Origin of the sequence: Pseudomonas sp. B19125, assembly GCF_044218855.1 — a bacterium.
GTDB classification, from domain to species: Bacteria; Pseudomonadota; Gammaproteobacteria; order Pseudomonadales; family Pseudomonadaceae; genus Aquipseudomonas; species Aquipseudomonas edaphica.
In genome coordinates, this window is record NZ_CP162589.1 from 1,747,400 (window position 1) to 1,771,743 (window position 24,344).

The 24,344-nt window shown below is 58.3% G+C and carries 27 protein-coding genes and 1 tRNA gene; 22 read left to right on the top strand and 6 right to left on the bottom strand.

Annotated features, from left to right (window positions below):
• Window positions 1–77: 77 nt before the first annotated feature.
• From AB4P96_RS07945 to AB4P96_RS07960, 4 genes are all read right to left on the bottom strand, one after another.
• On the bottom strand, window positions 78–1,247 hold the full coding sequence (locus AB4P96_RS07945) for an IS4 family transposase (RefSeq protein WP_099549335.1): 1,170 nt from the start codon (window positions 1,245–1,247) through the stop codon (window positions 78–80).
• 117 nt (window positions 1,248–1,364) lie between these two features.
• Window positions 1,365–1,943 (bottom strand): cob(I)yrinic acid a,c-diamide adenosyltransferase, encoded by a 579-nt coding sequence (locus AB4P96_RS07950; RefSeq protein WP_017139799.1) that lies wholly within the window; start codon window positions 1,941–1,943, stop codon window positions 1,365–1,367.
• 2 nt (window positions 1,944–1,945) lie between these two features.
• Window positions 1,946–3,982 (bottom strand): ATP-binding protein, encoded by a 2,037-nt coding sequence (locus tag AB4P96_RS07955; protein WP_017139800.1) that lies wholly within the window; start codon window positions 3,980–3,982, stop codon window positions 1,946–1,948.
• 46 nt (window positions 3,983–4,028) lie between these two features.
• A complete protein-coding gene (locus AB4P96_RS07960) occupies window positions 4,029–4,946 on the bottom strand; it encodes a putative 2-dehydropantoate 2-reductase (RefSeq protein WP_395600657.1) in 918 nt (305 codons plus the stop codon).
• Window positions 4,947–5,069: 123 nt separating this feature from the next.
• On the opposite strand from AB4P96_RS07960, the gene AB4P96_RS07965 reads away from it, so the two are divergent.
• Together AB4P96_RS07965 and AB4P96_RS07970 are read left to right on the top strand one after the other, a co-directional pair.
• Complete coding sequence (locus tag AB4P96_RS07965) at window positions 5,070–5,555, top strand: YajQ family cyclic di-GMP-binding protein (RefSeq protein WP_003209785.1); 486 nt, start codon at window positions 5,070–5,072, stop codon at window positions 5,553–5,555.
• A gap of 136 nt (window positions 5,556–5,691) precedes the next feature.
• Window positions 5,692–6,534 (top strand): mechanosensitive ion channel family protein, encoded by an 843-nt coding sequence (locus AB4P96_RS07970; RefSeq protein WP_099549392.1) that lies wholly within the window; start codon window positions 5,692–5,694, stop codon window positions 6,532–6,534.
• A 190-nt stretch (window positions 6,535–6,724) separates the two neighbouring features.
• On the opposite strand, the gene AB4P96_RS07975 is transcribed toward AB4P96_RS07970, so the two are convergent.
• Window positions 6,725–8,023 (bottom strand): OprD family porin, encoded by a 1,299-nt coding sequence (locus AB4P96_RS07975; RefSeq protein WP_395600658.1) that lies wholly within the window; start codon window positions 8,021–8,023, stop codon window positions 6,725–6,727.
• Between the two features lie 741 nt (window positions 8,024–8,764).
• Between AB4P96_RS07975 and AB4P96_RS07980 the strand changes: the two genes are divergently transcribed.
• Together AB4P96_RS07980 and AB4P96_RS07985 are read left to right on the top strand one after the other, a co-directional pair.
• A complete protein-coding gene (locus tag AB4P96_RS07980; RefSeq protein WP_017139804.1) occupies window positions 8,765–9,190 on the top strand; it encodes an HIT domain-containing protein in 426 nt (141 codons plus the stop codon).
• A gap of 3 nt (window positions 9,191–9,193) precedes the next feature.
• The gene (locus AB4P96_RS07985) at window positions 9,194–9,400 is read left to right on the top strand and encodes a SlyX family protein (protein ID WP_017139805.1); all 207 of its coding nucleotides are present in this window, start codon (window positions 9,194–9,196) and stop codon (window positions 9,398–9,400) included.
• A gap of 85 nt (window positions 9,401–9,485) precedes the next feature.
• Here AB4P96_RS07985 and AB4P96_RS07990 read toward each other — a convergent pair whose 3' ends face one another.
• Window positions 9,486–10,088 carry a cold-shock protein gene (locus tag AB4P96_RS07990; protein ID WP_003193875.1) on the bottom strand — a complete coding sequence of 201 codons (603 nt, stop codon included), beginning with the start codon at window positions 10,086–10,088 and terminating at the stop codon, window positions 9,486–9,488.
• A gap of 432 nt (window positions 10,089–10,520) precedes the next feature.
• Here AB4P96_RS07990 and AB4P96_RS07995 point away from each other — a divergent pair, with 432 nt between their 5' ends.
• The 18 genes from AB4P96_RS07995 (at window position 10,521) to AB4P96_RS08080 (ending at window position 24,255) form a co-directional block, all read left to right on the top strand.
• On the top strand, window positions 10,521–10,994 hold the full coding sequence (locus tag AB4P96_RS07995) for a Dps family protein (protein WP_003193874.1): 474 nt from the start codon (window positions 10,521–10,523) through the stop codon (window positions 10,992–10,994).
• Window positions 10,995–11,174: 180 nt separating this feature from the next.
• Complete coding sequence (locus AB4P96_RS08000; protein ID WP_017139807.1) at window positions 11,175–11,516, top strand: ribbon-helix-helix domain-containing protein; 342 nt, start codon at window positions 11,175–11,177, stop codon at window positions 11,514–11,516.
• A 168-nt stretch (window positions 11,517–11,684) separates the two neighbouring features.
• Window positions 11,685–11,906 carry an FmdB family zinc ribbon protein gene (locus AB4P96_RS08005; RefSeq protein WP_017139808.1) on the top strand — a complete coding sequence of 74 codons (222 nt, stop codon included), beginning with the start codon at window positions 11,685–11,687 and terminating at the stop codon, window positions 11,904–11,906.
• Between the two features lie 107 nt (window positions 11,907–12,013).
• Window positions 12,014–13,789, top strand: coding sequence for an aspartate--tRNA ligase (gene aspS, locus AB4P96_RS08010; protein WP_395600659.1), 1,776 nt, complete (start codon window positions 12,014–12,016; stop codon window positions 13,787–13,789).
• Between the two features lie 136 nt (window positions 13,790–13,925).
• Entirely contained in the window at window positions 13,926–14,672 is a 747-nt protein-coding gene (locus AB4P96_RS08015) for a YebC/PmpR family DNA-binding transcriptional regulator (RefSeq protein WP_017139810.1), read from the top strand.
• A 155-nt stretch (window positions 14,673–14,827) separates the two neighbouring features.
• Window positions 14,828–15,352 carry a crossover junction endodeoxyribonuclease RuvC gene (gene ruvC, locus AB4P96_RS08020; RefSeq protein ID WP_024077147.1) on the top strand — a complete coding sequence of 175 codons (525 nt, stop codon included), beginning with the start codon at window positions 14,828–14,830 and terminating at the stop codon, window positions 15,350–15,352.
• Window positions 15,353–15,419: 67 nt separating this feature from the next.
• The gene (ruvA, locus tag AB4P96_RS08025; protein ID WP_056858571.1) at window positions 15,420–16,031 is read left to right on the top strand and encodes a Holliday junction branch migration protein RuvA; all 612 of its coding nucleotides are present in this window, start codon (window positions 15,420–15,422) and stop codon (window positions 16,029–16,031) included.
• Window positions 16,032–17,090, top strand: coding sequence for a Holliday junction branch migration DNA helicase RuvB (gene ruvB, locus AB4P96_RS08030; RefSeq protein ID WP_017139814.1), 1,059 nt, complete (start codon window positions 16,032–16,034; stop codon window positions 17,088–17,090).
• 139 nt (window positions 17,091–17,229) lie between these two features.
• Complete coding sequence (gene ybgC / locus AB4P96_RS08035; protein WP_015885610.1) at window positions 17,230–17,685, top strand: tol-pal system-associated acyl-CoA thioesterase; 456 nt, start codon at window positions 17,230–17,232, stop codon at window positions 17,683–17,685.
• Window position 17,686: 1 nt separating this feature from the next.
• Window positions 17,687–18,382, top strand: coding sequence for a protein TolQ (gene tolQ / locus AB4P96_RS08040; protein ID WP_003209819.1), 696 nt, complete (start codon window positions 17,687–17,689; stop codon window positions 18,380–18,382).
• Window positions 18,383–18,405: 23 nt separating this feature from the next.
• Window positions 18,406–18,858: a protein TolR gene (tolR, locus tag AB4P96_RS08045; RefSeq protein ID WP_161630238.1), complete on the top strand. Its 453-nt coding sequence runs from the start codon at window positions 18,406–18,408 to the stop codon at window positions 18,856–18,858.
• Window positions 18,858–19,931: a cell envelope integrity protein TolA gene (tolA, locus tag AB4P96_RS08050; RefSeq protein ID WP_017139816.1), complete on the top strand. Its 1,074-nt coding sequence runs from the start codon at window positions 18,858–18,860 to the stop codon at window positions 19,929–19,931. Before tolR ends, tolA begins: the two co-directional genes overlap by 1 nt.
• A 17-nt stretch (window positions 19,932–19,948) precedes the next feature.
• Window positions 19,949–21,229 carry a Tol-Pal system beta propeller repeat protein TolB gene (tolB, locus tag AB4P96_RS08055; protein ID WP_032865998.1) on the top strand — a complete coding sequence of 427 codons (1,281 nt, stop codon included), beginning with the start codon at window positions 19,949–19,951 and terminating at the stop codon, window positions 21,227–21,229.
• A gap of 55 nt (window positions 21,230–21,284) precedes the next feature.
• Window positions 21,285–21,785: a peptidoglycan-associated lipoprotein Pal gene (gene pal, locus AB4P96_RS08060; protein WP_003193861.1), complete on the top strand. Its 501-nt coding sequence runs from the start codon at window positions 21,285–21,287 to the stop codon at window positions 21,783–21,785.
• A gap of 6 nt (window positions 21,786–21,791) precedes the next feature.
• A complete protein-coding gene (ybgF, locus tag AB4P96_RS08065) occupies window positions 21,792–22,625 on the top strand; it encodes a tol-pal system protein YbgF (RefSeq protein ID WP_017139818.1) in 834 nt (277 codons plus the stop codon).
• A gap of 164 nt (window positions 22,626–22,789) precedes the next feature.
• Window positions 22,790–23,437, top strand: coding sequence for a 7-carboxy-7-deazaguanine synthase QueE (gene queE / locus AB4P96_RS08070; protein WP_017139819.1), 648 nt, complete (start codon window positions 22,790–22,792; stop codon window positions 23,435–23,437).
• A gap of 1 nt (window position 23,438) precedes the next feature.
• Window positions 23,439–24,116 (top strand): 7-cyano-7-deazaguanine synthase QueC, encoded by a 678-nt coding sequence (queC, locus tag AB4P96_RS08075; RefSeq protein ID WP_099549396.1) that lies wholly within the window; start codon window positions 23,439–23,441, stop codon window positions 24,114–24,116.
• Window positions 24,117–24,179: 63 nt separating this feature from the next.
• A tRNA-Lys gene (locus AB4P96_RS08080) sits at window positions 24,180–24,255 on the top strand.
• Window positions 24,256–24,344: the final 89 nt, after the last annotated feature.

Below are 24,344 nucleotides of genomic sequence, written 5' to 3' on the forward strand. Positions count from 1 at the left end.
CGCGTCACGCTTTGGGGCGCGGAGCGTCCAGGGCTGCATTCCCACGCAGAGCGTCACTAGTGTCCGGTAAACATGTTTCATAGCTGAAGGCTGCCTTGGGCAGCCTTCAGCTTTTCTCGCTCCTGCCTTCGTCGATCCCTCAATTCTGGCGTCGCGGGCCGTTCGTGCAGGACATGAGATATGCGAACCGTCAGCTCAAACAACGAACCGGTAAATTCTGAGCGACGATGGTAAAGGTGCAATAACAAGTAGCTGATCAAGGCACTGTAAATCTGCAGACGCACGGCGTTTTCAGAGAATGCGTAGAAGCGTTTGAGTTTCAGATGTTGCTTGACCCACTTGAAAAACAGCTCGATCTTCCAGCGATCTTTATACAATCCCGCGATTTCTTCGGCTGATCTTACGAAGTCATTGGTCACCAGAATTAACGGCGTGGCGTGTCCCTCGCGTTCTACCACCACGCGTCTTGCCGGCGTTTCTCGGTAGTCATTAAGACGCTTGCCGCCTAGATGCTTTTTTCCGAACAGGATGACTTCGTCGGTCATGACGGGGCTTTGCTCGGCTGCGATCGAGTGCTTGTGCAGCACTTTGATATTGGCGTTTTTTTTCAGGCGGGTGACGAAAAAGGCTCCTTTGGTCTGCAACTGGTGCCACCAGTTGTAATCGCAATATCCCTTGTCAAAGACATACGTCATGCCGACCTGAATCGGCATTTCCAGCGCATCGCTCAGGTCGTTGACGTTGGCAGGAGTGATGTTGACGTACACCGGGGCCAACTGCGCCAAATCTAGTCCGACATGTACTTTCAGGCCCTGCGTGATGCGGGTTTTCGTGGAGGCTGTCCAGTCATCAAAGTGAGGTCCGCGCAAAGTGATTGACGTGGAATCAAGCAGGCTAATCATGGCACCGACTTCTTTGCGCTGCTGGCGGCTGATGCCGCTCAACAGCAATTGGCAAAGATCCTGGAATGGCCGGTAGTTTCGCTTGTTCAAGGCATCTGACAGGGTCGATCGGGCGACGGGCCCCGCTTTAAGATGGTAACTATGCGGACTTAGCGTTTCGGAAAAAGTGGCCAAGGACCGCAGGCTTAAAGCTTGGGTTATATGGCCGCTGACCAGTGTCACCAGCAATTGCCAGCTCGTGCAGCGTTTGACGTAGCGATCAGCCTGGTGCTTTTCGGTGGATTGCCGAAAGAACTGGCGCGGGATCGCACTGAGTAGGTGGGCTAAACGGGTACTGGTAAACATGGGTCAAAATCGAGTCTGAAAAATCCGATTATGACTGACAGTCGCGAACAACAAGGGGGAGCAAGCTCCCCCTTTGGTTTTTACCGGACACTAGTGACGCAGAGCGTGGGAACGATCTTAGTGAGGCTTGGCCGCCGCCTGCCACAACACTTCCACTACACCCTGACGCTTGGCAATCACCCGCGCCGCCACAAACAGCACATCCGACAACCGATTGATATACGCAAGCCCCACGCCTTCCAACGGCTCAATCGCATTCAACTGCTGACACCGCCGCTCCGCACTGCGCGCCAGGCTGCGGCACACATGGGCCTGGGCAATCAGCGCTGAACCGCCGGGCAAGATGAAGTTTTCCAGCGGCCCGACTTCCTCATTCCAACGGTCAATCGCCGCTTCCAGCCGGTCGACTTCTGCGGCATTCAACGCTTTGTACACGGGCATCGCCAACTCACCGCCCAAGTCGAACAAGCGGTGCTGGCACGGCGTAAGCACCTCGATCACCTCCTTGAGTTGCGGGTGCTGGCCGCTCTGTTCTTCAAGGTTGGCCAGCAGCAAACCCAACTGGCTGTTCAGCGTATCCACCTCGCCAATGGCTTCCACGCGAGGGTGGTCCTTGGGCACGCGACGGCCATCACCCAGGCCCGTCTCGCCCTTGTCGCCGGTGCGGGTGTAGATCTTCGACAGGCGAAAGCCCATGGTCATTGCTCCAGTTGAGTCAGTTCATAGGGTGGCATCTGGCTGCCGGCCAACGGCAGGCGCAGGGTAAAACAGGTGCCTTGGCCGAGGGTGGAATGCACTTCCATCTGGCCTTTATGGTTGTTGGTGATGATGAAGTACGACACCGACAGCCCAAGCCCGGTGCCTTGGCCGATTTCCTTGGTGGTAAAGAACGGCTCGAACGTGCGTTTGCGCACGTTCTCGCTCATGCCGATGCCATTGTCTTCCACCTGGATCTCCGCCCACGGCGGGTTGAGGCGGGTGCGCAAGATGATGCGCCCCGGCTCGCTGTCGTCTTCACGCAGGTGAATGGCTTGCGCAGCGTTTTTCAGCAGATTGAGCAGCACCTGTTCCAGCTCGTTGGCGGTACCGGGCACCGGGCCCAGTTGCGGGTCGAACTGGCGGATGATCGCCTGGCCCTTGAAGTCGAAGCCGATGGTCAGGTCGAAGTCGTTACCGGCAATTTCCACGGCCTGGTCGATCAGTGCCGGTAAGTCGCACGGCGCCATCTGGCGGTTACTGCGGCGGCTGAAGCTGAGCATATGGGTGACGATTTTCGCCGCCCGCGCGCCGGCTTGCTGGATGCCATCGAGCAATTGCGGGACTTCGCGGCTTTGCAGGTAGTGGTTGACCGTCTCCAGCTCGATACCGGCCTGTTCGGCGTGTTCCAGGTTCTTCGGCAGGTCGGGGGACAGGCGCCGGCGGATGTTCTGCACGTTATGCAGGATCGCCCCCAGCGGGTTGTTGATTTCATGGGCCATGCCCGCAGCCAGGCCGCCCACGGAGAGCATTTTTTCCGACTGCACCATCATTTCTTCCAGGGACAAACGCTGGGTGATGTCGTCGATACGGATCACCACGCCGCGCCCGGCACCGCCCATCAACGGGTAGAAGGTCAGGGCATAATGCTTGGGTTCGTCATCCTTGATCCAGGTGACACGCTCAATGCGCTCCACCGTGTGCTGCTCCACCGTGGCTTTTATCTGCGGCAGGTACGGTTTGAGCGGCTGGAAGGCGAGGAAGATCGGCTGGTTCAGCGCTTCATCCAGGCGCGTGCCGGAAAGCGCCGTGGCTTCCTGGTTCCATTGGGTGACGTAAAGCTGTTCATCCAGGGCGATCAGCGCCGACGGCATCGAGTCGATGATGCTGTTGAGGTAGTTCTGGAAGCCGGTGAGCTTTTTCTCGATCTTGCTGCGCACCTGCACTTCCAGTTCGAGCTTGCGGTTGGTGTGGCGTGTTTCTTCGGCCAGGCCCTGGGCTTGGTCGTAGGCGGCCTGAGAGTCGTCTCGCGCACGTTTGAGCTGCTGCTCGCGGGCTTCGATGCGCGACAACATGGTGTTGAAGGCTTCGGCCAGGCTGCCGATTTCATCATGGTTGCCGCGCCCGGCGCGCAGGGCGTAGTTCTCTTCGCGCGTCACCTGGCGTGAGAGTTCTTCCAGCTCATGGATCGGGCGGGTGATCAGGCGTTTGATCTGGCGGGCGATGATCAGCCACAGCAATACGCTGAAAATCAGGATGCCGAGGCTGGCGGTCAATGTGCCGGTATAGAACGCCATAGGCAGCTCACTGCTGGCCACCAACAGCAAATGCCCGGACGGCTGGCCGGCGCGGGGCAGGGTGATGACCTGGTTGCTGCGAAACTCAGTGAGGCGCCAGGCTTCGATATGCCGGTAGTTTTCCGGCAGGTGCAGGCGGTTGCCATGCTGCATCTGCGCGAGCAAGGTGCCGTCGCCGTCGTACAGCGCGGCGGCGCGTAATGGCGAATAGCTAGTCAGCTCATTGAGCAGGGCGTCGGCCTTGGCCGGGGATTCAAGGGCTTCGGCGGCCAGCGACGGGTTGGACACCAATCGACCGATGGCCTGCAACGCCTGGGGCGCCATGCTTTCCTGGGAGATCCAATAGGCGGCACTGATAAACGTCAGGTTGGCCACCAGTAATACCGTGGTCAACAGCACCAGCAGGGCGGCCAGCAGTTTCTGCCCTACCGGTAGATTTTCTAGACGCTGGCGCAGTGGCATCAGGTTTTTTCCAGGTGATAGACAGGTAGGCAGGGTAGCGCGTGCCTCAGTCGCTGGCCAATCCGCGTGTGTGCAAGTAGTCGACCAGGCGCGCCCGCAACTGTTGCAGATGCGGCAGCACCAATTGATGGCGCTCTGCCGCCTGGCACGCATAACCGAGCAGGTAGCTGATTTCGGTGCGACGGCTGGAGGCCACGTCCTGATACATGGACGAATAATTGGCCGCGGTGGCCTGGATCACCCGTTGCACTTCGCTGTGCAGGTCCTGGGCGGCGGCGGGTTGGCCGCAGCATTCGAGCAACTCGCTGAGTTCGGCGCACAAGGTCGCGACTTCGCATTGGTGGGCTTGCAGGCCGCCGTTGCGGCACTGGTAAAGCACGGTCAATGGGTTAATGGCGCAATTGAGCGCCAGCTTGCGCCATAAACGCGTCAGGATGTCGGTGCTCCACTCATGGGGAATGCCGGCGGCGTGCAGGTCGTCCAGCCACAGCGGGGGAGTGGGGTGCCGCGCGTCTCCCAGCCAGGTGTAGCCGTGGCCGGCGAAGACCACGCGCCAATCGCCGTCGCGAAACGCGCCTTCGGTGCTGGAGGCAAAGATACAGCGGGCCTGGGGCAGTTGCGCGGCCACCGCATCCTGGCTGCCAAGGCCGTTTTGCAGCAGGATCAGCTCAGCGTCCGGTACCAATCGGTGTTGCAGCTGTGCGATGGCGCTTTGGGCGTCGTAGGCTTTGCACGCCACCAGCAGGCGATGAATCGGCCCGGGGCTGTCAGGTGTTTCGCCGATCACCAGGTAAGTATTTTCTACGCCGTGTTCCACCAGGGTCAGGCCGCCCGCCTGGTGATAGCTGGCCAGGCGCGCGGCATCCCGCACTATCAGCCGCACGGGCAGGCCCGCGCGCGACAATCGTGTGGCCCAGAGGGTGCCCAGGCTGCCGGCGCCGAGAATATGCCAGGTGGTCGACATCAGTTTGTGCTCCGTAGGGTCGCCTGCGATGAATGGTGCGAAAGAACCGCTATAATGCCTCGGCATTTTAGCTTGGGCGCGCTCCATCTCTACTGAGCCCGCCCCTTATATTGGAGAAATGACATGCCTTCGTTCGACGTGGTATCCGAACTGGACAAACACGAAGTCACCAACGCCGTCGAAAACGCCGTCAAGGAACTGGACCGTCGCTATGACTTGAAGGGCAAGGGCAGCTTCGAGTTCAAGGAAAAGGAACTGACCGTCAACCTGACCGCTGAAGCCGATTTCCAGCTGGAAGCGATGATCGAGATCCTCAAGCTGTCGTTGGTCAAGCGCAAGATCGACGCGCAATGCCTAGAAATCAAGGACGCCTACGCCTCCGGCAAACTGATGAAGCAGGAAGCCGTGCTGAAGGAAGGCATCGACAAGGAGCTGGCGAAGAAGATCGTCGCTCACGTCAAAGATGCCAAGCTAAAGGTCCAGGCCGCCATCCAGGGCGAGCAGGTACGTATCACCGGCAAGAAGCGTGACGACCTGCAGGAAGCCATTGCTGCCCTGCGCGCCAAGACCTTTGACATGCCGCTGCAGTTCAATAACTTCCGCGACTGATGGCACATTGGGGAACCTGTGGGCGTTTTTGACGTCCCACGCCCCAGAAACAGTGCCTACACTTGAGCCCTTCGGGGCTCATTTGCGTTTTAAGGCAGTCAATTAAGCCGCACATCCGCGCAACAGGAGAAGATAGATGGATTTAAACGTTGAAATGGATCACCTGATCAAGACCTCTGAGTCTTGGCTCCCGATGATTATGGAATACGGCAGCCGGTTTTTGCTGGCCGTGGTCACCCTGGCCATCGGTTGGTGGCTGATTAACGTGTTGACCCACCGCGTGGGGCGTTTGCTGGCGCTGCGTAATGCCGACCTGGCGCTGCAACATTTCATCACTAACCTTGCCAACATCGCGCTCAAAGTCATGCTGGTGGTCAACGTGGCCTCGATGATCGGCGTGGCCACGACCTCGTTCGTGGCCGCGATTGGTGCCGCTACTCTGGCCATCGGCCTGGCATTGCAAGGCAGCCTGGCGAACTTCGCCGGTGGCGTACTGATCCTGTTGTTCCGTCCGTTTCGCATTGGTGACTGGATCGAAGCACAAGGCACTTCCGGTACCGTCGACAGCATCCAGATCTTCCACACCGTGTTGCGCACCGGCGACAACAAAACCGTGATCATCCCTAACGGTAGCCTGTCCAACGGTCTCATCACCAACACCAACCGTCAGCCGACCCGCAAGGTGGTGTTTGATGTGGGGGTCGACTACGAAGCCGATTTGCAGAAAGCCCGTGAAGTGCTGTTGGAGCTGGCCAAAGACCCACGCGTGCTGGCTGACCCTGCGCCTGTGGCAGTGGTGTCGACCTTGGGAGACAGTTCGATCACTGTCTCCCTGCGTTGCTGGACCAATACCCCGGATTATTGGGATGTGGTGTTTATGCTCAATGAACTGGCGCGTGATCGTTTGAAAGGGGCGGGTATTGATATTCCGTTTCCACAGCGAGTTATTCGTGTGATGCAAGAACCGCTTGCCAAATAACTAAGCGCGGGTTGTCGAACTTGGCCGATAGGTCAAGTTTGATGCGTAAGGCCAATGTAGTTACTTAGCTTGCTAGTTATTTTTTTTGTGTAATAAAACTGAAATAAAAAAGCCGCTCCCTTGCAAAGCAGGGTAGCGGCTTTTTAGTTAAGGCTTACGCCTTAAGTCATCATTGTAATTAAACAGCTAATTACAAGATGTTCAGCGGGTATTGCGCGATCAGACGCAGTTCGTCGATCGACGCCGAACCGTAGTACACGCCATCAGACGAACGATAGGTCGCTTGACGAACGCGCAGGCTCAGGTCTTTTGCCGGGCCGCTCTGAACCACGTACTTGGCTTCGATGTCGCGTTCCCACTCTTTGCCGTTCGAAGTGGTGCCAGTGTTGGCGCCGCTACCGCTGACATAACGAGTCATGAAGCTCAGGCCTGGCACGCCGAAAGTGGCCATGTTCAGGTCGTAGCGAGCTTGCCAGGATTTTTCGTCTTCAGCGTTGAAGTCGGAACGGGCGATGGAGTTGGCCAGGAAAATCGTGCCGCCGCCGTCTACGCCGTAGCCGTAGTCACCGTCACCGCTGACTTTCTGGTAGGCCAGGGTGAACGTGTGAGCCTGGATGGTGTACGCGCCTTGCAAGCTGTACGCACGGTTATCCAGTTTGGTGGTGTTGTCTTTTTCTGCGCGCTGCAGGCCGGCGCCATCGCTTTTGGTGCTGTAGATGTTGAAGTCAACGGCCAGGGACTGTTCGTTGCTCAGCGCGTGAGTCCAGTTCAGGTTGGCGTAGGTCTTCTTCCAGTAGTCTTCGGTCTTCGCGTAGTAGAGGCTGGCGCTGACTTCCGGCGTCAGGGCATAGACACCACCGATAAAGTCGGTTTTGGTCAGACCCAGGCTGTCACGGTATGTCTGTGCTTGTGCCACGCTCGAGGTGAAGTGACCGCCTTCGAGTTTCAGGCCCTTGATCTCGTTGCTGGTGATCGAGATACCTTGCGGCAGCTCTGGCAGCAAGCGGCTGTCGTCGGACGCGAACACAGGCGCGGTGGTGTACTGGTCGCCGACTTTAAGCACGGTGTCGGAGATGCGGAACTTAACGGCGCCGCCGCCTTTGGAGTAGTCGTCTTGCGAGCGACCGTCGGCACCGGTAGGGAACAGGCCAGTGCCCGAGCGACCCTTGCCGCTGTCCAGTTTCACGCCCAGCAGGCCGATCACGTCAACGCCGACACCGATAGTGCCCTGGGTGAAACCCGATTGGTACAGTGCGTTGAAGCCCAGGCCAGTTTCTTCGACACGGCTTTGAGCCTTGCCATTGATGATTTTGTAGCCGCCAGCCGGCTCATTACGGAAATCACGGCTGAAATACAACATACGAGTATTGATGCCGAAAGTGCTGTCTTCAACAAAGCCTTTGGAATCGTCCTGGGCGGACGCCATTGCGTACTGCGAAACGCCGGCTGAAACAGCCAGGGCGATCATGCTCCACTTCATCACGCGCATCGTGATTTGCTCCTTTGGTTTTAGGAAGAGTACTGCCGTCCCACCTGTATTTTTATCTGGGCGGCTCTTTCTTTTTTGTGTCGGCGCAAAGTTATATCACGCAGACCCTATTGACGATACTTACTCATCTATCCTTTCAGCTTCTTTACGAGGCTGTCGTAAATTGCTATTTCCCTGTCGCAAATTCACAGCCCGAGTGTGACCAGGCTGACAACTAAAGTGCAGTATTCATACCCCTTGCGAAGTTTGAACTCATCCTTGAAATGCACCTGAACGCTACTGTTTCTTATCGCGTAACACCTGTATCCATACGGGTGCCGTTGCCGACGATACGGGTGTGAATGCAACAAGCGTGCACAAAACGGTAACCGAATGTCATTTTTTCGTGAAAAACGTTACGGCCGTGTAAAAACCGCATAAGCACGGGCTTTTTACGTCGTTTGGTTTGGGCTTGACGCCCCGCTGAAACACCTGTTGGGAGGTACAAAAATCCTGTGCCAGGGCAAAGCGTTACCGGTTCACCCCTTGAGTGGGTAATTGGCGGATCCCTTTGAGGCACGGGTGGGTCATTTTGGTGCATCCCGCTGAGGCCCGATTTAGCGTAGCTCAAATATTTGCCTGCCTCGAAAGGGTGCGTGCTTTTTTGCCCGGTTGCCTGAACGCTCCCGCATTCGCCGTGAAGCCTCGGGCATTCGAAGGTATGCTGGGCACCTGAAATTGACCTGCCGAACGGAGTGCCGCGTGTTCGCCTTAGACCAACGCCTGCAACAAGACACACTGGCCATTGGGGACTTCCCGCTCTGCCGCCTGCTGCTGTCCAACGACGCCAATTACCCCTGGTTCATCCTGGTGCCGCGCATCAACGGTATCAGCGAAGTGTTTCAACTGGATGTCGCAGATCAACAGATACTGTGGCAAGAAACGACAGTCTTGGCGCAACAGCTCAACACGGGCTTTGCCGCCGACAAAATGAACATCGGCGCGCTGGGGAATGTCGTCAGTCAGTTGCATGTGCATGTGATCGTGCGCAAACGTGACGATGCGGCCTGGCCGGCACCGGTCTGGGGCAAGCACCCGGCCCGGCCTTATACCGAAGAGCAAGTGGCGGCGATTCGCAGCCAATTGCGCGGGCTATTGCCTGCCGACTTCATCTTTAGCCAGGACTGAATCATGGACCTGCAAGACCGCGTTACCGATCTGGAAAGCCGCCTGGCCTTCCAGGACGACACCATCGAGACCCTCAATGACATCCTGGTCACTCAGCAGCGTGCGGTTGAACGCCTGCAAATGCAGATGACGGCGCTGCTCAAGCGCCAGGAGGAAATGGGCGGGCAGTTCGAGACCTCCGAAGAAGAAGCACCGCCGCCACATTATTAATCGGTCCTTCGTTAAACAGCCGCGCATAAAAAACCGCGATCCAGCTCAGCCGGATCGCGGTTTTTTTATGCGCTGCGGGTAGGAATCAGCGACGCGGCAAGGCCGCAATCACGTCTTCGGCTTGCAGGCCTTTGTCGCGGTTCATGACGGAGAACTCCACGCGCTGGCCTTCGACCAGGACGCGATGGCCTTCGCCACGGATGGCCCGGAAGTGGACGAAGATATCGTCGCCCGAATCGCGGGAAATAAAGCCGAAGCCTTTGGAGGTGTTGAACCACTTGACGGTCCCGGTATCCCGGTTGGTCATGTCGTAGTTTTGCGACGCCGCGGCAGGCGACGAACGGTAGAAGCTGATGGCCAGGTGAAGAACGATGGCGACCACAGCAATCACCAGGCTGAGCAGGATGGCCGGGTGGCCGCCCACTTCAGGCATAGGTGCCAGGAGGGTGAGGGTTTGCACGACAACGGTCAGTACCAACAGCGCGCTGACCAGGTTTTGCAGTTGATGACGCGTGCCTTTGTTCCAGTAAGGGATTACCGGTGCGAGCGTCAGGTTAAGAAGGCCGAACAAGGCCAGGTACAGGGCGTCGTGTTGTTCCAGGTACGGCAGGCTTTCAGGCTGCAGACTCGGAATAAAGGACAGCAGCAACGCTGCAACGCCCGTCAGGAGGTGGACGATTTTCAACATTTTGATTAACTCACGTTAAGACGGATCACAAGGAAGAGCTGACTGGCACGGTTCGCTTCTGAACAATGGGAGGCGTTGAGCACGTGCGCGGGTATCAGCCTATGTGGCGTACCGCAGAAATGAACGGTAACCACACGCCGCCTATTTAACAGCAAAGGCTGTGCCTACTCAAATCAAGCATTTCGGGGCGTTGCAAGGGCAAAGGCATTTCTGCGTCAAACCCTTGTCCTAGACAGTGGCAGGGTTTGCGAGCGGTAATTTTAAAGTTTTCCGACTCGTCACAAAGGTTGGCCCGTCGCTCATAGGCACAGCCGTGGAGAGGGGCGATATGTCGCACGCTGTCTGCCTGTGTCGGGCTGCACACCGCCGGCACTCTTGCTAGAGTGGTCCTGCACCTGATCAATGAATGTTCGTCAATTGAAGGGGAAAAACATGGCAATCGATATTGGTATCAGTGAAGAAGATCGTAAATCCATCGTCGATGGGCTTTCACGGCTGCTGTCCGATACCTATGTACTGTATTTGAAAACCCACAACTTCCACTGGAACGTCACGGGTCCCATGTTTCGTACGCTGCACTTGATGTTCGAGGAGCAGTACAACGAACTCGCGCTGGCGGTGGACTCCATTGCCGAGCGTATCCGCGCCCTGGGCTTCCCGGCGCCGGGTGCCTATTCGATCTATGCCCGGCTGTCTTCGATCAAGGAAGAAGAGGGCGTGCCCAGCGCCGAAGAGATGATCAAGCAACTGGTGGCCGGCCAGGAAGCCGTCACCCGCACCGCGCGCGGTATTTTCCCACTGCTCGACAAGGTGAGCGATGAGCCGACCGCCGACCTGTTGACCCAGCGCATGCAGGTTCACGAGAAAACCGCGTGGATGCTGCGTTCGTTGCTTGAAAACCAGTAAAGCCCTCCCTGAGCGGCGCCTTCCCGGCGCCGCTCGCTTGTTTCTCCGCATTTCCTGCCGTTGTCCTACAACTTTCCAATCCGCGTCTTCTGGCTGCCCCTCTCGCCCTGCTGTTTTATAGGCCCACTGCCCAATGGGAGAAACCCATGGGCTGCTGTTTGGCAATGGAGTGTCAGGTGTATGTCACGCGGAGTGGGTAATGGAGTGATGGAAACCGCCGGTTTTCACAAGATAAAGGTCGACCCCTTTGCCAAAGGGTTCGACATGGGACTGGCCAAGCCATTGTCCCGGTCGGTCAGGCTCAATGGGTTTTCCACCTGCCTGCGTCTTGAGCAGATCTACTGGAATATCCTCACGGAGATAGCCAGGATCAATGCCTGTTCAGTCAGCGCGTTGCTGTCGTATGTCGATCGGGAAGTGCATTTGCGTTACGGGGGAGTGAAGAACTTCAGCGGGTTGGTGCGGGTGGTGTGCGTGGTCCACGTATTAAAAGATCGTGCCAGCGCCACGGGCCTGGATTAAACCGCCGGTTGCGAAGCAGGCCCACCGTCAAGGCGGGCCAGGCTTCGGGCAGAAAGCCGGCTGCGCTGTGTCGATTTACCAGATATAATCCCGCGCTTTGCTGCGCGCCCCTGGCTTATCCACAGGGTGGGCGTGGCGCAGTTACGATCTGATCGCCGAGACATCTCCATGCCCATGTACGATTATCAATGTGCTTCCTGTGGTCATCAGTTGGAAGCCATTCAGAAGATCAGCGCCGCGCCGCTGGTCGATTGCCCTGCCTGCCAGGCACCTGAGCTGAAGAAGATGTTGTCCATGCCGGGCTTCCGCCTGAGCGGCGGCGGCTGGTATGAGACCGACTTCAAGACCGGCGCCAAGAAGAATCTGGCGGGCGGCGACAAAGCAGACTGAGTTGAACTCTACGCGCAGGCTCCTGCATTATCCGTCCCCTGCTTAACTGTACGGTGACAAGGCGAGCCTCCACCGAATTTCGAATTACGAGAAGTGAAACCACTACCATGATGCGCAGCCACTATTGCGGCCAACTGAACGAGACCCTGGATGGTCAGGAAATCACCCTTTGCGGATGGGTTCACCGTCGCCGCGACCACGGCGGGGTGATCTTCCTCGATATCCGTGATCGTGATGGTCTGGCCCAAGTGGTGTTCGACCCGGACCGCGCCGAGAGCTTCGCCGCCGCCGACCGCGTGCGCAGCGAATACGTCGTGAAGATCACCGGCAAGGTGCGTCTACGCCCGGCCGGTGCTGTAAACGCCAACATGGCCTCCGGCGCCATCGAAGTGCTGGGCTATGAGCTGGAAGTGCTGAACGAGTCGGAAACCCCGCCGTTCCCACTCAACGAATACTCCGACGTGGGCGAAGAAACCCGCCTGCGCTACCGTTTCCTGGACCTGCGTCGTCCGGAAATGGCCGAGAAGCTGCGCCTGCGTTCGCGCATGACCACCAGCATCCGCCGCTTCCTCGACGAAAACGGCTTCCTCGACGTCGAAACGCCGATCCTGACCCGGGCCACCCCGGAAGGTGCGCGTGACTACCTGGTGCCGAGCCGTACCCACGCCGGTTCCTTCTTCGCATTGCCGCAATCGCCGCAGCTGTTCAAGCAACTGCTGATGGTCGCCGGCTTTGACCGCTACTACCAGATCGCCAAGTGCTTCCGCGACGAAGACCTGCGCGCTGACCGTCAGCCGGAATTCACCCAGATCGACATCGAGACCAGCTTCCTCGATGAAAAAGAGATCATGGGCCTGACCGAGCAAATGATCCGCAACCTGTTCAAGGAAGTGCTGGACCTGGAATTCGGCGAATTCCCGCACATGACCTTCGAAGAAGCCATGCGCCGCTACGGTTCCGACAAGCCAGACCTGCGTAACCCGCTGGAACTGGTGGACGTGGCCGACCAGCTCAAGGAAGTCGACTTCAAGGTGTTCAGCGGCCCGGCCAACGACCCGAAATGCCGTATCGCCGCCTTGCGCGTGCCTGGCGGCGCGAGCATGCCGCGCAAGCAGATCGACGACTACACCAAGTTCGTCGGCATCTACGGTGCCAAAGGCCTGGCGTACATCAAGGTCAACGAGCGTGCCAATGGCGTTGACGGCCTGCAATCGCCGATCGTGAAAAACATTCCGCTGGACAACCTGAACGCGATCCTCGACCGCGTCGGTGCAGTCGATGGCGACATCGTGTTCTTCGGTGCCGACAAGGCCAAGATCGTCAGCGAGGCCTTGGGCGCGCTGCGCATCAAGCTCGGTCACGACCTGGACCTGCTGACCTGCAAGTGGGCGCCGATGTGGGTCGTCGACTTCCCGATGTTCGAAGAAAACGAAGACGGCAGCTTCAGCGCCTTGCACCACCCGTTCACCGCGCCGAAGTGCTCGCCTGAAGAGCTGGAAGCCAACCCGGCGGGTGCTCTGTCGCGCGCCTACGACATGGTGCTCAACGGCACCGAGCTGGGTGGCGGTTCGATCCGTATCCACCGCAAAGAGATGCAACAAGCGGTGTTCCGCCTGTTGGGCATCAACGAAGCGGAACAGGAAGAGAAGTTCGGCTTCCTGCTCGACGCCCTTAAGTACGGCGCACCGCCGCACGGTGGCTTGGCGTTTGGCCTGGACCGTCTGGTGATGCTGATGACCGGCGCCCAGTCGATCCGCGAAGTGATCGCCTTCCCGAAAACCCAGAGTGCTGCGGACGTCATGACCCAGGCTCCGGGCGTGGTCGATGCCAAGGCGCTGCGCGAACTGCACATCCGTCTGCGCGAGACGCCGAAGGCTGAGTAAGGCTGCGGCGTGAAAGCGCAATAAGGTTTTACGCAGTCAAAAAGGCGCATCTTCGGATGCGCCTTTGCGTTTAAAAGAGGGAATTCCTGCCTGGGGCGGGATTGATAAGGTTTCTAGAGAATTTCGGAGTTGTGTTATGGCTGGCCATTCCAAGTGGGCGAACATCAAGCACCGCAAAGAGCGTCAGGATGCCAAGAAAGGCAAGATCTTCACCAAGTGGATTCGCGAACTGACCGTCGCCGCCCGTCAAGGCGGTGGTGACCCAGGTTCCAACCCGCGTCTGCGCCTGGCGCTGGACAAGGCCTTGGGCGCGAACATGAGCCGCGACATCATTGATCGCGCGGTGGCCCGTGGTGCCGGCGCTGCCGATACCGACGACATGGTCGAGCTGAGCTACGAAGGCTACGGCCCAGGCGGCGTGGCGGTGATGGTTGAGTGCATGACCGACAACCGCAACCGCACCGCGGCTGCTGTGCGCCATGCCTTCAGCAAGTGCGGCGGCAACCTGGGTACTGATGGCTCGGTGGCTTACCTGTTCGAGCGCAAGGGGCAGATCACGTTCGCCCCCGGCACCGATGAAGACGCCCTGATGGAAGCGGCCATGGAGGCAGACGCCGACGATGTGGTGACCAACGAAGACGGCTCCATCGACGTATTCACCTCGTTTGCCGGCTTCTACGCCGTGCGTAACGCGCTGGAAGCGGCGGGTTTCAAAGGCACCGACGCAGAAATCGTGATGTTGCCGACCACCAGCGCCGAGCTGGACCTGGACGGCGCGCAGAAAGTGCTGAAGATGCTGGATATGCTCGAAGACCTGGATGATGTGCAGAACGTCTACTCGAATGCCGACATCCCGGAATCCGTAGCCGAACAACTCACCTGAGCACCATGAAAATCGCCTGTGGGAGCTGGCTTGCCTGCGATAGCATCACCTCGGTTTGACGGAAATACCGAAGTGTCTGCATCGCAGGCAAGCCAGCTCCCACATTTGATTGTTGTTGGCCGCAAGAATCATGTTTTTCCCAACCCGCAGGCGTTATGACTTTAATCCTTGGTATCGACCCCGGTTCGCGCATCACCGGTTTTGGCGTGGTGCAACACACCCCGCGTGGCTGCGTCTATGTCGCTTCGGGCTGCATCCGTACCGGCGCGGGCGAGTTGGCTGAGCGCCTGCAGATTGTGTACCGCGGCGTGCGTGAAGTGATCCAGACCTACGGGCCGGTCACCATGGGCATCGAAAAGGTCTTCATGGCCAAAAACGCCGATTCTGCCTTAAAGCTCGGCCAGGCCCGTGGCGCTGCTATTGTGGCCGGTGCGGAGGAGGGCATGGAAATCGCCGAATACACCGCGACCCAGGTCAAACAGGCCGTGGTCGGCACCGGCGCGGCGAATAAAGAGCAGGTGCAGATGATGGTCATGCACATGCTCAAGCTCACCTCAAAGCCGCAAATCGACGCCTCCGACGCCCTGGCCATTGCCATTTGCCATGCACACACGCGTTCCAGCCTCTTGCCGCATGGCCTGGGCACCGCACGCAGTCGTGGCGGGCGGCTGCGTCTCTGATAGCATCAGCGCAATCGTTATTTCCGGTCAGGCCGTGCTCTGACCCCAAGCTTTAAGGATCTGAACCGTGATTGGACGCTTGCGCGGCACCCTGGCTGAGAAACAGCCGCCGCACCTGATTCTGGATGTAAATGGGTTGGGGTATGAGCTGGAAGTGCCCATGACCACCTTGTATCGCTTGCCGTCGATCGGTGAGCCGATAACATTGCACACGCATTTGGTGGTGCGCGAAGACGCGCAATTGCTCTATGGTTTCATTGGCAAGCGCGACCGCGACTTCTTCCGTGAGCTGATTCGCCTCAATGGCGTGGGGCCAAAGCTGGCGCTGGCGTTGATGTCGAGCCTGGAAGTGGACGAGTTGGTACGCGCAGTTTCGGCCCAGGACACGTCAGCGTTAACCAAGGTGCCTGGTGTCGGCAAGAAAACCGCCGAGCGCCTGCTGGTCGAACTCAAGGACCGTTTCAAGGCCTGGGAAGTGGTGCCGAACATGTTCGCGCTGGTACCGAATCAGCCGGACATGCCGGCCGGCCAGGTCGCCAGTGCCGAAAGCGATGCCGTGAGCGCGCTGATCTCCCTGGGCTACAAGCCCCAGGAGGCGAGCAAAGCCGTGTCGGCCATCAAGGACAAGAACCTGAGCAGCGAAGACATGATCCGCCGAGCCTTGAAGGGAATGATTTAAGTGATTGAAGCTGATCGTCTGATCGCGGCCACCGGCCCGCGCGACCGTGAAGAAGTCCAGGACCGCGCCATCCGCCCCGTCAGCCTTGCCGACTATATCGGCCAGCCGACCGTGCGCGAGCAGATGGAGCTGTTTATCCAGGCTGCGCGTGGGCGCAATGAGTCCCTCGATCACACGTTGATCTTCGGCCCGCCAGGCCTGGGCAAGACCACCCTGGCCATGATCATCGCCCAGGAGATGGGCGTGTCGATCAAGTCCACCTCCGGCCCGGTGCTGGAGCGTCCGGGTGACCTGGCCGCGCTGTTGACCAACCTTGAACCGCACGACGTGCTGTTTATCGACGAGATTCACCGGCTGTCGCCGATCGTCGAGGAAGTGCTGTACCCGGCCATGGAAGACTTCCAGCTCGACATCATGATCGGTGAAGGCCCGGCAGCCCGCTCGATCAAGCTCGACCTGCCGCCGTTCACGCTGGTCGGCGCCACCACGCGCGCCGGGATGCTGACCAATCCGCTGCGAGACCGTTTCGGCATTGTTCAACGTCTAGAGTTCTATAGCACTGCCGATCTTGCGACGATTGTCAGCCGTTCGGCGGGCATCCTGGGGTTGCCACTGGACCCGGAAGGCGCGTTCGAAATCGCCCGCCGCGCCCGTGGTACGCCGCGTATCGCCAATCGCTTGCTGCGTCGTGTGCGCGATTTTGCCGAAGTGCGGGCCAAGGGGCATATCACCAAGGCCGTGGCGGATTTGGCCTTGAACCTGCTGGATGTGGACGAGCACGGCTTCGACCACCAGGATCGACGTCTACTCTTGACCATGATCGAGAAGTTCGACGGCGGCCCGGTCGGTGTGGACAGCCTGGCCGCGGCGATCAGTGAGGAGCGCCATACCATTGAGGATGTGCTGGAGCCGTACCTGATCCAACAGGGTTACATCATGCGTACGCCAAGGGGCCGCGTGGTCACGCGCCACGCCTATTTGCACTTCGGGTTAAACATTCCGTCACGATTGGGCGAGATGCCTGTAGTAGACGAATTCCTCGATGCAGTGGACGATTAAAAACACCACGCCAGACGATTTATCTGAAGTTTGTGCTGTCCTAGTGGCTGGTGTCGTCATTCAGTCGTTAGAAATGCTGAATAGAATGCAAAAACAGTTGCCCAGCCGGATTGGCAACCTGAGGAGTAAGCACTAGAGTATGCGCGCGCAAAACGGGGATCAGTCGTTCGCACATCGCTGTCGCGTTTATTACGAGGACACCGATGCCGGCGGCATCGTTTATTACGTTAACTACCTCAAGTTCATGGAGCGGGCTCGAACCGAGCGGCTACGGGAGCTGGGCTTTGCCCAATCCCAGCTGGCAGGGGAGGACCTGTTATTCGTCGTGCATTCCAGCGAGGCGCGCTACCACGCACCGGCGCGACTGGACGACGAATTGCTGGTCAGCGCTGAAGTTATCGAATTGAACCGTGTCAGCCTGCGCTTTAAACAGCAGGTCAGGCGGGCAACGGATGCAACGCTGCTCTGTGAGGGGCAGTTCCTGGTGGCCTGTGTGCGCACCAATAGTTTGAAACCCCGGGCCATTCCCGAAGCTCTACGTGCGGCCTTTGCCGACGTAAGCGGCGCGGGTAAACAATCAAAGCAGGAGATTTAGCGTGGAACCTACCGTCGTCGACCATTCCTCCATGTGGAGCCTGGTCAGCAATGCCAGTGTTGTGGTTCAACTGGTGATGCTGGTCCTGGTAGCCGCATCGGTTACCTCTTGGGTCATGATTTTTCAGCGCAGCAACCTGCTGCGTGCCGGTCGACGTGCCCTGGAGAGCTTCGAGGAGCGCTTCTGGTCGGGTATCGACCTGTCCAAGCTGTACCGTCAGGCCGGTAGCAACCCGGACCCGGATTCGGGCGTAGAGCAGATCTTCCGCGCCGGTTTCAAGGAATTCTCGCGCCTGCGCCAGCAACCGGGTGTTGACCCGGAGGCGGTCATGGAAGGCGTGGCCCGTGCCATGCGCGTTGCCATCTCCCGCGAAGAAGAAAAGCTTGAACAAAGCTTGCCGTTCCTCGCCACCGTCGGTTCCGTGAGCCCGTACATCGGCCTGTTCGGTACCGTGTGGGGCATCATGAACTCCTTCCGTGGCCTGGCCCAGGCGCAACAAGCGACCCTGGCCACCGTGGCCCCGGGTATCGCCGAGGCGTTGATCGCCACCGCGATCGGCCTGTTCGCCGCTATTCCCGCAGTAATTGCTTACAACCGTTTTGCCGCTCGTGGCGAAACCTTGATCAGCCGTTACTACACCTTCGCCGATGAATTCCAGGCGATCCTGCACCGTAAAGTGCACACCAGCGAAGAATAAGCAGGTAATTTCCAATGGCTTTAATCGCTCGAGCTCGCAAAAAGCGCAAGCCGGTCGCCGAGATGAACGTAGTGCCTTACATCGACGTGATGCTGGTGCTGCTGGTTATCTTCATGGTGACCGCGCCGATGCTCAATCAGGGCGTGAAGGTTGATCTGCCCAAGGTTTCCAGCGAAGCCTTGCCGCAAGACAACAACACCCAGGTCCTGACCATTTCGATCAAGGCTGACAAGACCTATTACTGGAACCTTGGCAGCGAAGTCGACACCCAGAAACAGCAGGACAAGGCCATGACCTTGCCGCAGATGACGGACGCCGTGACCAAGATCATCCGGTCCGGCAACGAAGGCGGCAAGCACACGCAAGTGTTCATTCGCGGCGACAAAGTGGTCGACTATGGTTCCGTCATGGGCGCCATGGGCGGGCTGCAGAAGGCCGGCGTGGGTAACGTTGGCTTGATTACCGAGGCGCCCTGATGCAGCAACAGCGAGAGCCGTCCGCCTCGGAAAGCTACTTCTGGCCTAGCGTCTGGGCAATTGCCCTGCACGTCCTGGTGTTTGGCATGCTGTTCGTCAGCTTTGCCATGACCCCGGACCTGCCGCCAGCCAAGCCGATCGTGCAGGCGACCCTGTATCAGCTGAAATCGAAAAGTCAGGCCACCACCCAGACCAATCAAAAGATTGCGGGTGAGGCCCAGAAGTCGGCTGCGCGCCAGACCGAAGTCGAGCAGATGGAACAGAAGAAGGTCGAGCAGGAAGCGGTGAAGGCTGCTGCGGAACAAAAGAAAGAAGAGGCGGCTCAAAAGGCCGAGGAATCGAAAAAGGCTGACGAAGCCAAGAAAGCTGACGAGGCCAAAAAGGCTGATGAAGCCAAAAAAGCCGATAAAGCTGCCGAAGCTAAAAAGGCTGAAGAGAAACAATTGGCTGATATAGCCAAGAAGAAGTCTGAAGAAGAAGCCAAAAAAGCTGCCGAAGAAGAGGCCAAGAAAAAGGCCGCTGAAGACGCCAAGAAGAAGATAGTCGAAGACGCGAAGAAGAAAGCCGCCGAAGACGCCAAGAAAAAAGCTGAAGCAGACGAGGCGAAGAAGAAAGTCGCCGACGACGCGAAGAAGAAAGCTGCCGCCGACGCCAGCAAGAAAAAGGCCCAGGAAGCAGCGCGTAAATCCGCCGAAGAGAAAAAGGCCCAGGCCTTGGCAGATTTGCTCTCCGACACGCCGCAGCGTCAGCAAGCCTTGGCCGATGAGCGTGGCGATGAAGTCGCGGGCAGTTTCGACGACCTGATTCGGGCACGGGCAGCGGAGGGTTGGACACGTCCACCTTCGGCACGTAAAGGCATGACAGTAGTGCTGCAGATCGGCATGTTGCCGGACGGTACGGTGACTTCGGTCAGCGTGTCCAAGTCCAGTGGTGACGGTTCGTTCGACAGTTCGGCGGTTGCCGCGGTCAAGAACATTGGCCGGTTGACCGAGATGCAGGGAATGAAACCAAGCGACTTCGCTCCCTATCGTTCATTCAAGATGACATTCACACCTGAGGATCTAGCCTTGTGAGAAACCTTCTTCGAGGAATGCTTGTCGTTATTTGCTGTATGGCAGGGATAGCGGCGGCGGATGAAAAGAACATTCTGGTCACCAGCGGTAGCGATCGGGCCACCCCGATCGCGGTAGTGCCGTTCGGTTGGCAGGGCGGCAGCGTGCTGCCGGATGACATGGCCCAGATCGTCAGCGACGACCTGCGCAACTCCGGCTACTACGCGCCTATTCCAAAGGGCAACATGATCAGCCAGCCGACCCAGGCCAGCGAAGTCATTTTCCGTGACTGGAAAGCGGTAGGCGCCCAGTACCTGATGGTCGGCAGCATTACGCCGGCCGGTGGTCGCCTGCAAATCCAGTACACGTTGTTCAACGTGGCCACCGAGCAGCAGGTCTTGACCGGCAGCGTATCGGGCACCGCCGAACAACTGCGGGACATGGCGCACTACATCTCGGACCAGTCGTTTGAAAAACTCACCGGTATCAAGGGTGCGTTCTCGACACGTCTGCTTTATGTAACGGCTGAGCGTTTCTCCGTAGACAACACGCGTTACACCTTGCAGCGTTCGGACTACGACGGCGCCCGCGCCGTGACCTTGCTGCAGTCGCGTGAGCCAATCCTGTCGCCGCGCTTCGCGCCGGACGGCAAGCGTATTGCCTATGTGTCGTTCGAACAGCGCCGCCCGCGCATTTTCGTGCAGCACATCGATACGGGGCGTCGTGAGCAGATCACCAACTTTGAAGGCCTCAACGGTGCCCCTGCGTGGTCGCCGGATGGTTCGCGCCTGGCGTTCGTACTGTCCAAGGACGGCAACCCGGACATTTACGTGATGAACATGGCTTCGCGCCAGATCAGCCGTGTAACCAGTGGCCCGGGCATCAATACCGAACCTTTCTGGGGTAAGGATGGTTCGACCATCTACTTCACCTCCGACCGTGGCGGCAAGCCTCAAATCTACAAAACAAGCGTAGGTGGCGGTGGCGCGGAACGCGTGACCTTTATTGGTAACTACAATGCCAACCCTAAGCTTTCGGCCGATGAAAAGACGTTGGTGATGATTCACCGTCAGGATGGTTTCACTAATTTCCGGGTTGCGGCCCAGGATTTGCAGCGTGGAACGGTAAAAATCCTCACAGATACCAACCTTGATGAGTCAGCCACTGTTGCGCCCAACGGCACCATGGTAATCTACGCCACCCGCCAGCAGGGCCGGGGAGTCTTGATGCTCGTGTCCATTAATGGACGCGTAAGGCTCCCGCTTCCTACCGCACAAGGCGAAGTCAGAGAACCATCCTGGTCCCCTTACCTGAACTGACGCGGCGCTACAAAAAGAATTGCTTAACACACTGGGGTTCATTAGGAGTTTCACGATGGAAATGCTGAAGTTTGGTAAGTTTGCTGCTCTGGCTCTGGCTCTGTCCGTAGCCGTTGGTTGCTCGTCTAAAGGCGGCGACAATGCCGGTGAAGGCGCAGCTGTTGATCCAAACGCTGGTTACGGCGCTAACACTGGTGCAGTTGACGGCTCCCTGAGCGAAGAAGCTGCTCTGCGCGCTATCACCACTTTCTACTTCGAATACGACAGTTCTGACCTGAAGCCAGAAGCCATGCGCGCTCTGGACGTTCACGCGAAGGACCTGAAAGCTAACGGCGCTCGCGTTGTTCTGGAAGGTAACACTGACGCCCGTGGTACTCGTGAGTACAACATGGCACTGGGCGAGCGTCGTGCGAAAGCCGTTCAACGCTACCTGGTACTGCAAGGTGTTGCTCCAGGCCAACTGGAACTGGTTTCCTACGGTAAAGAGCGTCCAGTTGCAACTGGCAACGACGAACAGTCGTGGGCTCAAAACCGTCGCGTCGAACTGCGTAAGTAATTCGTCATGCGAACGTGCCGTCGTGCTCTAACTGTATTGGCTCTCAGCCTCGCACCGCTTGCGGTGTGGGCTGCGGTTCCTGTGGAAGATAGCAACTCTGGCTATAACAATAGCGGGAGCAGTTATCCGCCAGCGGGTTATGGCACGAACGGCGCCTATGCTGGGGGACCGGCAACTGCCGCTCCCTCGGCACAGGGCGAACTGTTCAACCAGCTGCAACGTATGCAGGATCAATTGTCGCAGCAACAAGGCACCATTGAGATCTTGCAGAACCAAGTGAACCAGCTGAAGCAAGAAGGCCTGGAGCGTTACCAGGATCTTGATCGACGCATTGGAGCCGGCGTAACACCTGCCGCAACTCCTGATAATTCTTCTGCCGGTGGCGCGCCAAGCGCTGCCGCCGGTGGTGCAGCAGCAGGCGCAGCGGCTAGCCAAGCGCCTGCTGCCAGCAGCGAACCGGGTGATCCGGCCAAGGAAAAGCTGTATTACGACGCAGCTTTTGACCTGATCAAAGCCAAGGATTTCGATAAGGCCAGCCAGGCCTTTACCGCATTCCTGCGCAAATACCCTAACAGCCAATACGCGGGCAATGCCCAGTACTGGCTGGGTGAGGTGAACCTGGCAAAGGGTGATTTGCAAGCGGCAGGCCAGGCATTTGCCAAGGTCAGCCAGCTGTACCCAAAGCATGCCAAGGTGCCTGACTCGCTGTATAAACTGGCTGATGTAGAACGCCGCCTGGGTCACACCGACAAGGTCAAAGGCATTTTGCAACAGGTGGTTGCCCAATATCCGGGTACCTCCGCAGCCCAGTTGGCCCAGCGGGATCTGCAGCGCTTGTAAGCGATGCAACCCGTTTAGAAGAAACCCGCGCCTGGCGCGGGTTTTTTCGTTAGAATCCACGCCCTTTTATGAAACACGCTTTTTGGGGCCTACGCGTTGGCGGGGTTCCTTGAAGTGCCTGACGGAGGCGGACAGCCTGTTTAGCTGTTACGCCCGTGGCGACTATGCAAGACACATTACGTATTACCGAAGTTTTTTACTCGTTACAGGGTGAAACGCGTACCGCTGGCCTGCCTACCGTATTTGTACGGTTGACCGGCTGCCCGTTGCGTTGCCAATACTGTGACAGCGCCTACGCCTTCAGCGGTGGCACCGTGCGCACCCTCGACGACATCATCGAGCAGGTTGCCGGCTTCAAGCCGCGCTACGTCTGTGTGACCGGTGGTGAGCCCCTGGCCCAGCCGAATGCCATCCCGTTGCTCAAGCGGCTGTGTGACGCTGGCTATGAGGTTTCACTGGAAACCAGCGGCGCCCTGGATATCTCCGCGGTTGACGCGCGCGTGAGCCGGGTGGTCGACCTCAAGACCCCGGGCTCCAAGGAAGCGCACCGCAACCTCTACGACAACATGGATTTGCTGACGGCCAACGATCAGGTCAAGTTCGTGATTTGTTCGCGGGATGACTATGACTGGGCGGCCTCCAAGCTGATCCAGTACAACCTCGACCGCCGTGCCGGCGAGGTGTTGTTCTCGCCGAGCCACCATGACCTCAACGCCCGCGACCTGGCCGATTGGGTCGTGGCGGACAACCTGCCGGTGCGCCTGCAATTGCAGTTGCACAAATACCTGTGGAACGACGAGCCGGGGCGCTGACATGACCGAGCAAAAGCGCGCGGTCATCCTGCTCTCTGGCGGTCTGGATTCCGCCACGCTGGTGGCCATGGTCCGCGCCCAAGGCTACAGCTGCTACACCCTGAGTTTCGACTACGGCCAACGCCACCGCGCCGAGCTGCACGCCGCCGAGCGTGTTGCCCGTGAGCTGGGCGTGGTCGAGCACAAGGTGATCGGCCTCAACCTCAACGGCATCGGCGGCTCGGCCCTGACGGACAGCAGCATCAATGTGCCTGAAGCGCCCAGCGAAGGCATTCCGTTGACCTACGTGCCGGCGCGCAACACCGTATTCCTGTCCCTCGCGCTTGGCTGGGCCGAAGTATTGAAAGCCCGCGACATCTTCATTGGCGTTAATGCCCTCGACTACAACGGCTACCCGGACTGCCGTCCGGAATACGTCGAGGCATTCGAACGCATGGCCAACCTGGCGACCAAGGCCGGAGTGGAAGGGCAGGGATTCCGCATTCAGGCGCCGCTGCAGAACATGAGCAAGGCAGACATCGTGAAGGCTGGCGTAGGACTGGGCGTCGATTACGCGCTGACAGTTTCCTGCTACCAGGCAGACGATTCCGGTCGTGCCTGTGGGAAATGTGACGCTTGCAGACTGAGAGCAGAAGGCTTCAAAAACGCCGCAATTGCGGACCCAACGCGTTATTTCTGATTTATTTAAAATAAGGTGTTGAATAATCCTTAGAAATCAGTATTATACGCGCCACCACACAGCGGGTCGTTAGCTCAGTTGGTAGAGCAGTTGGCTTTTAACCAATTGGTCGTAGGTTCGAATCCCACACGACCCACCATTTTTGGCGGTTTAGAAAATCCGGAAGGCCCACGCAAGTGAGGATTTCCGGGTTTTTTTTTGCCTGCAATTTGGCGCTGGTAAAAAACC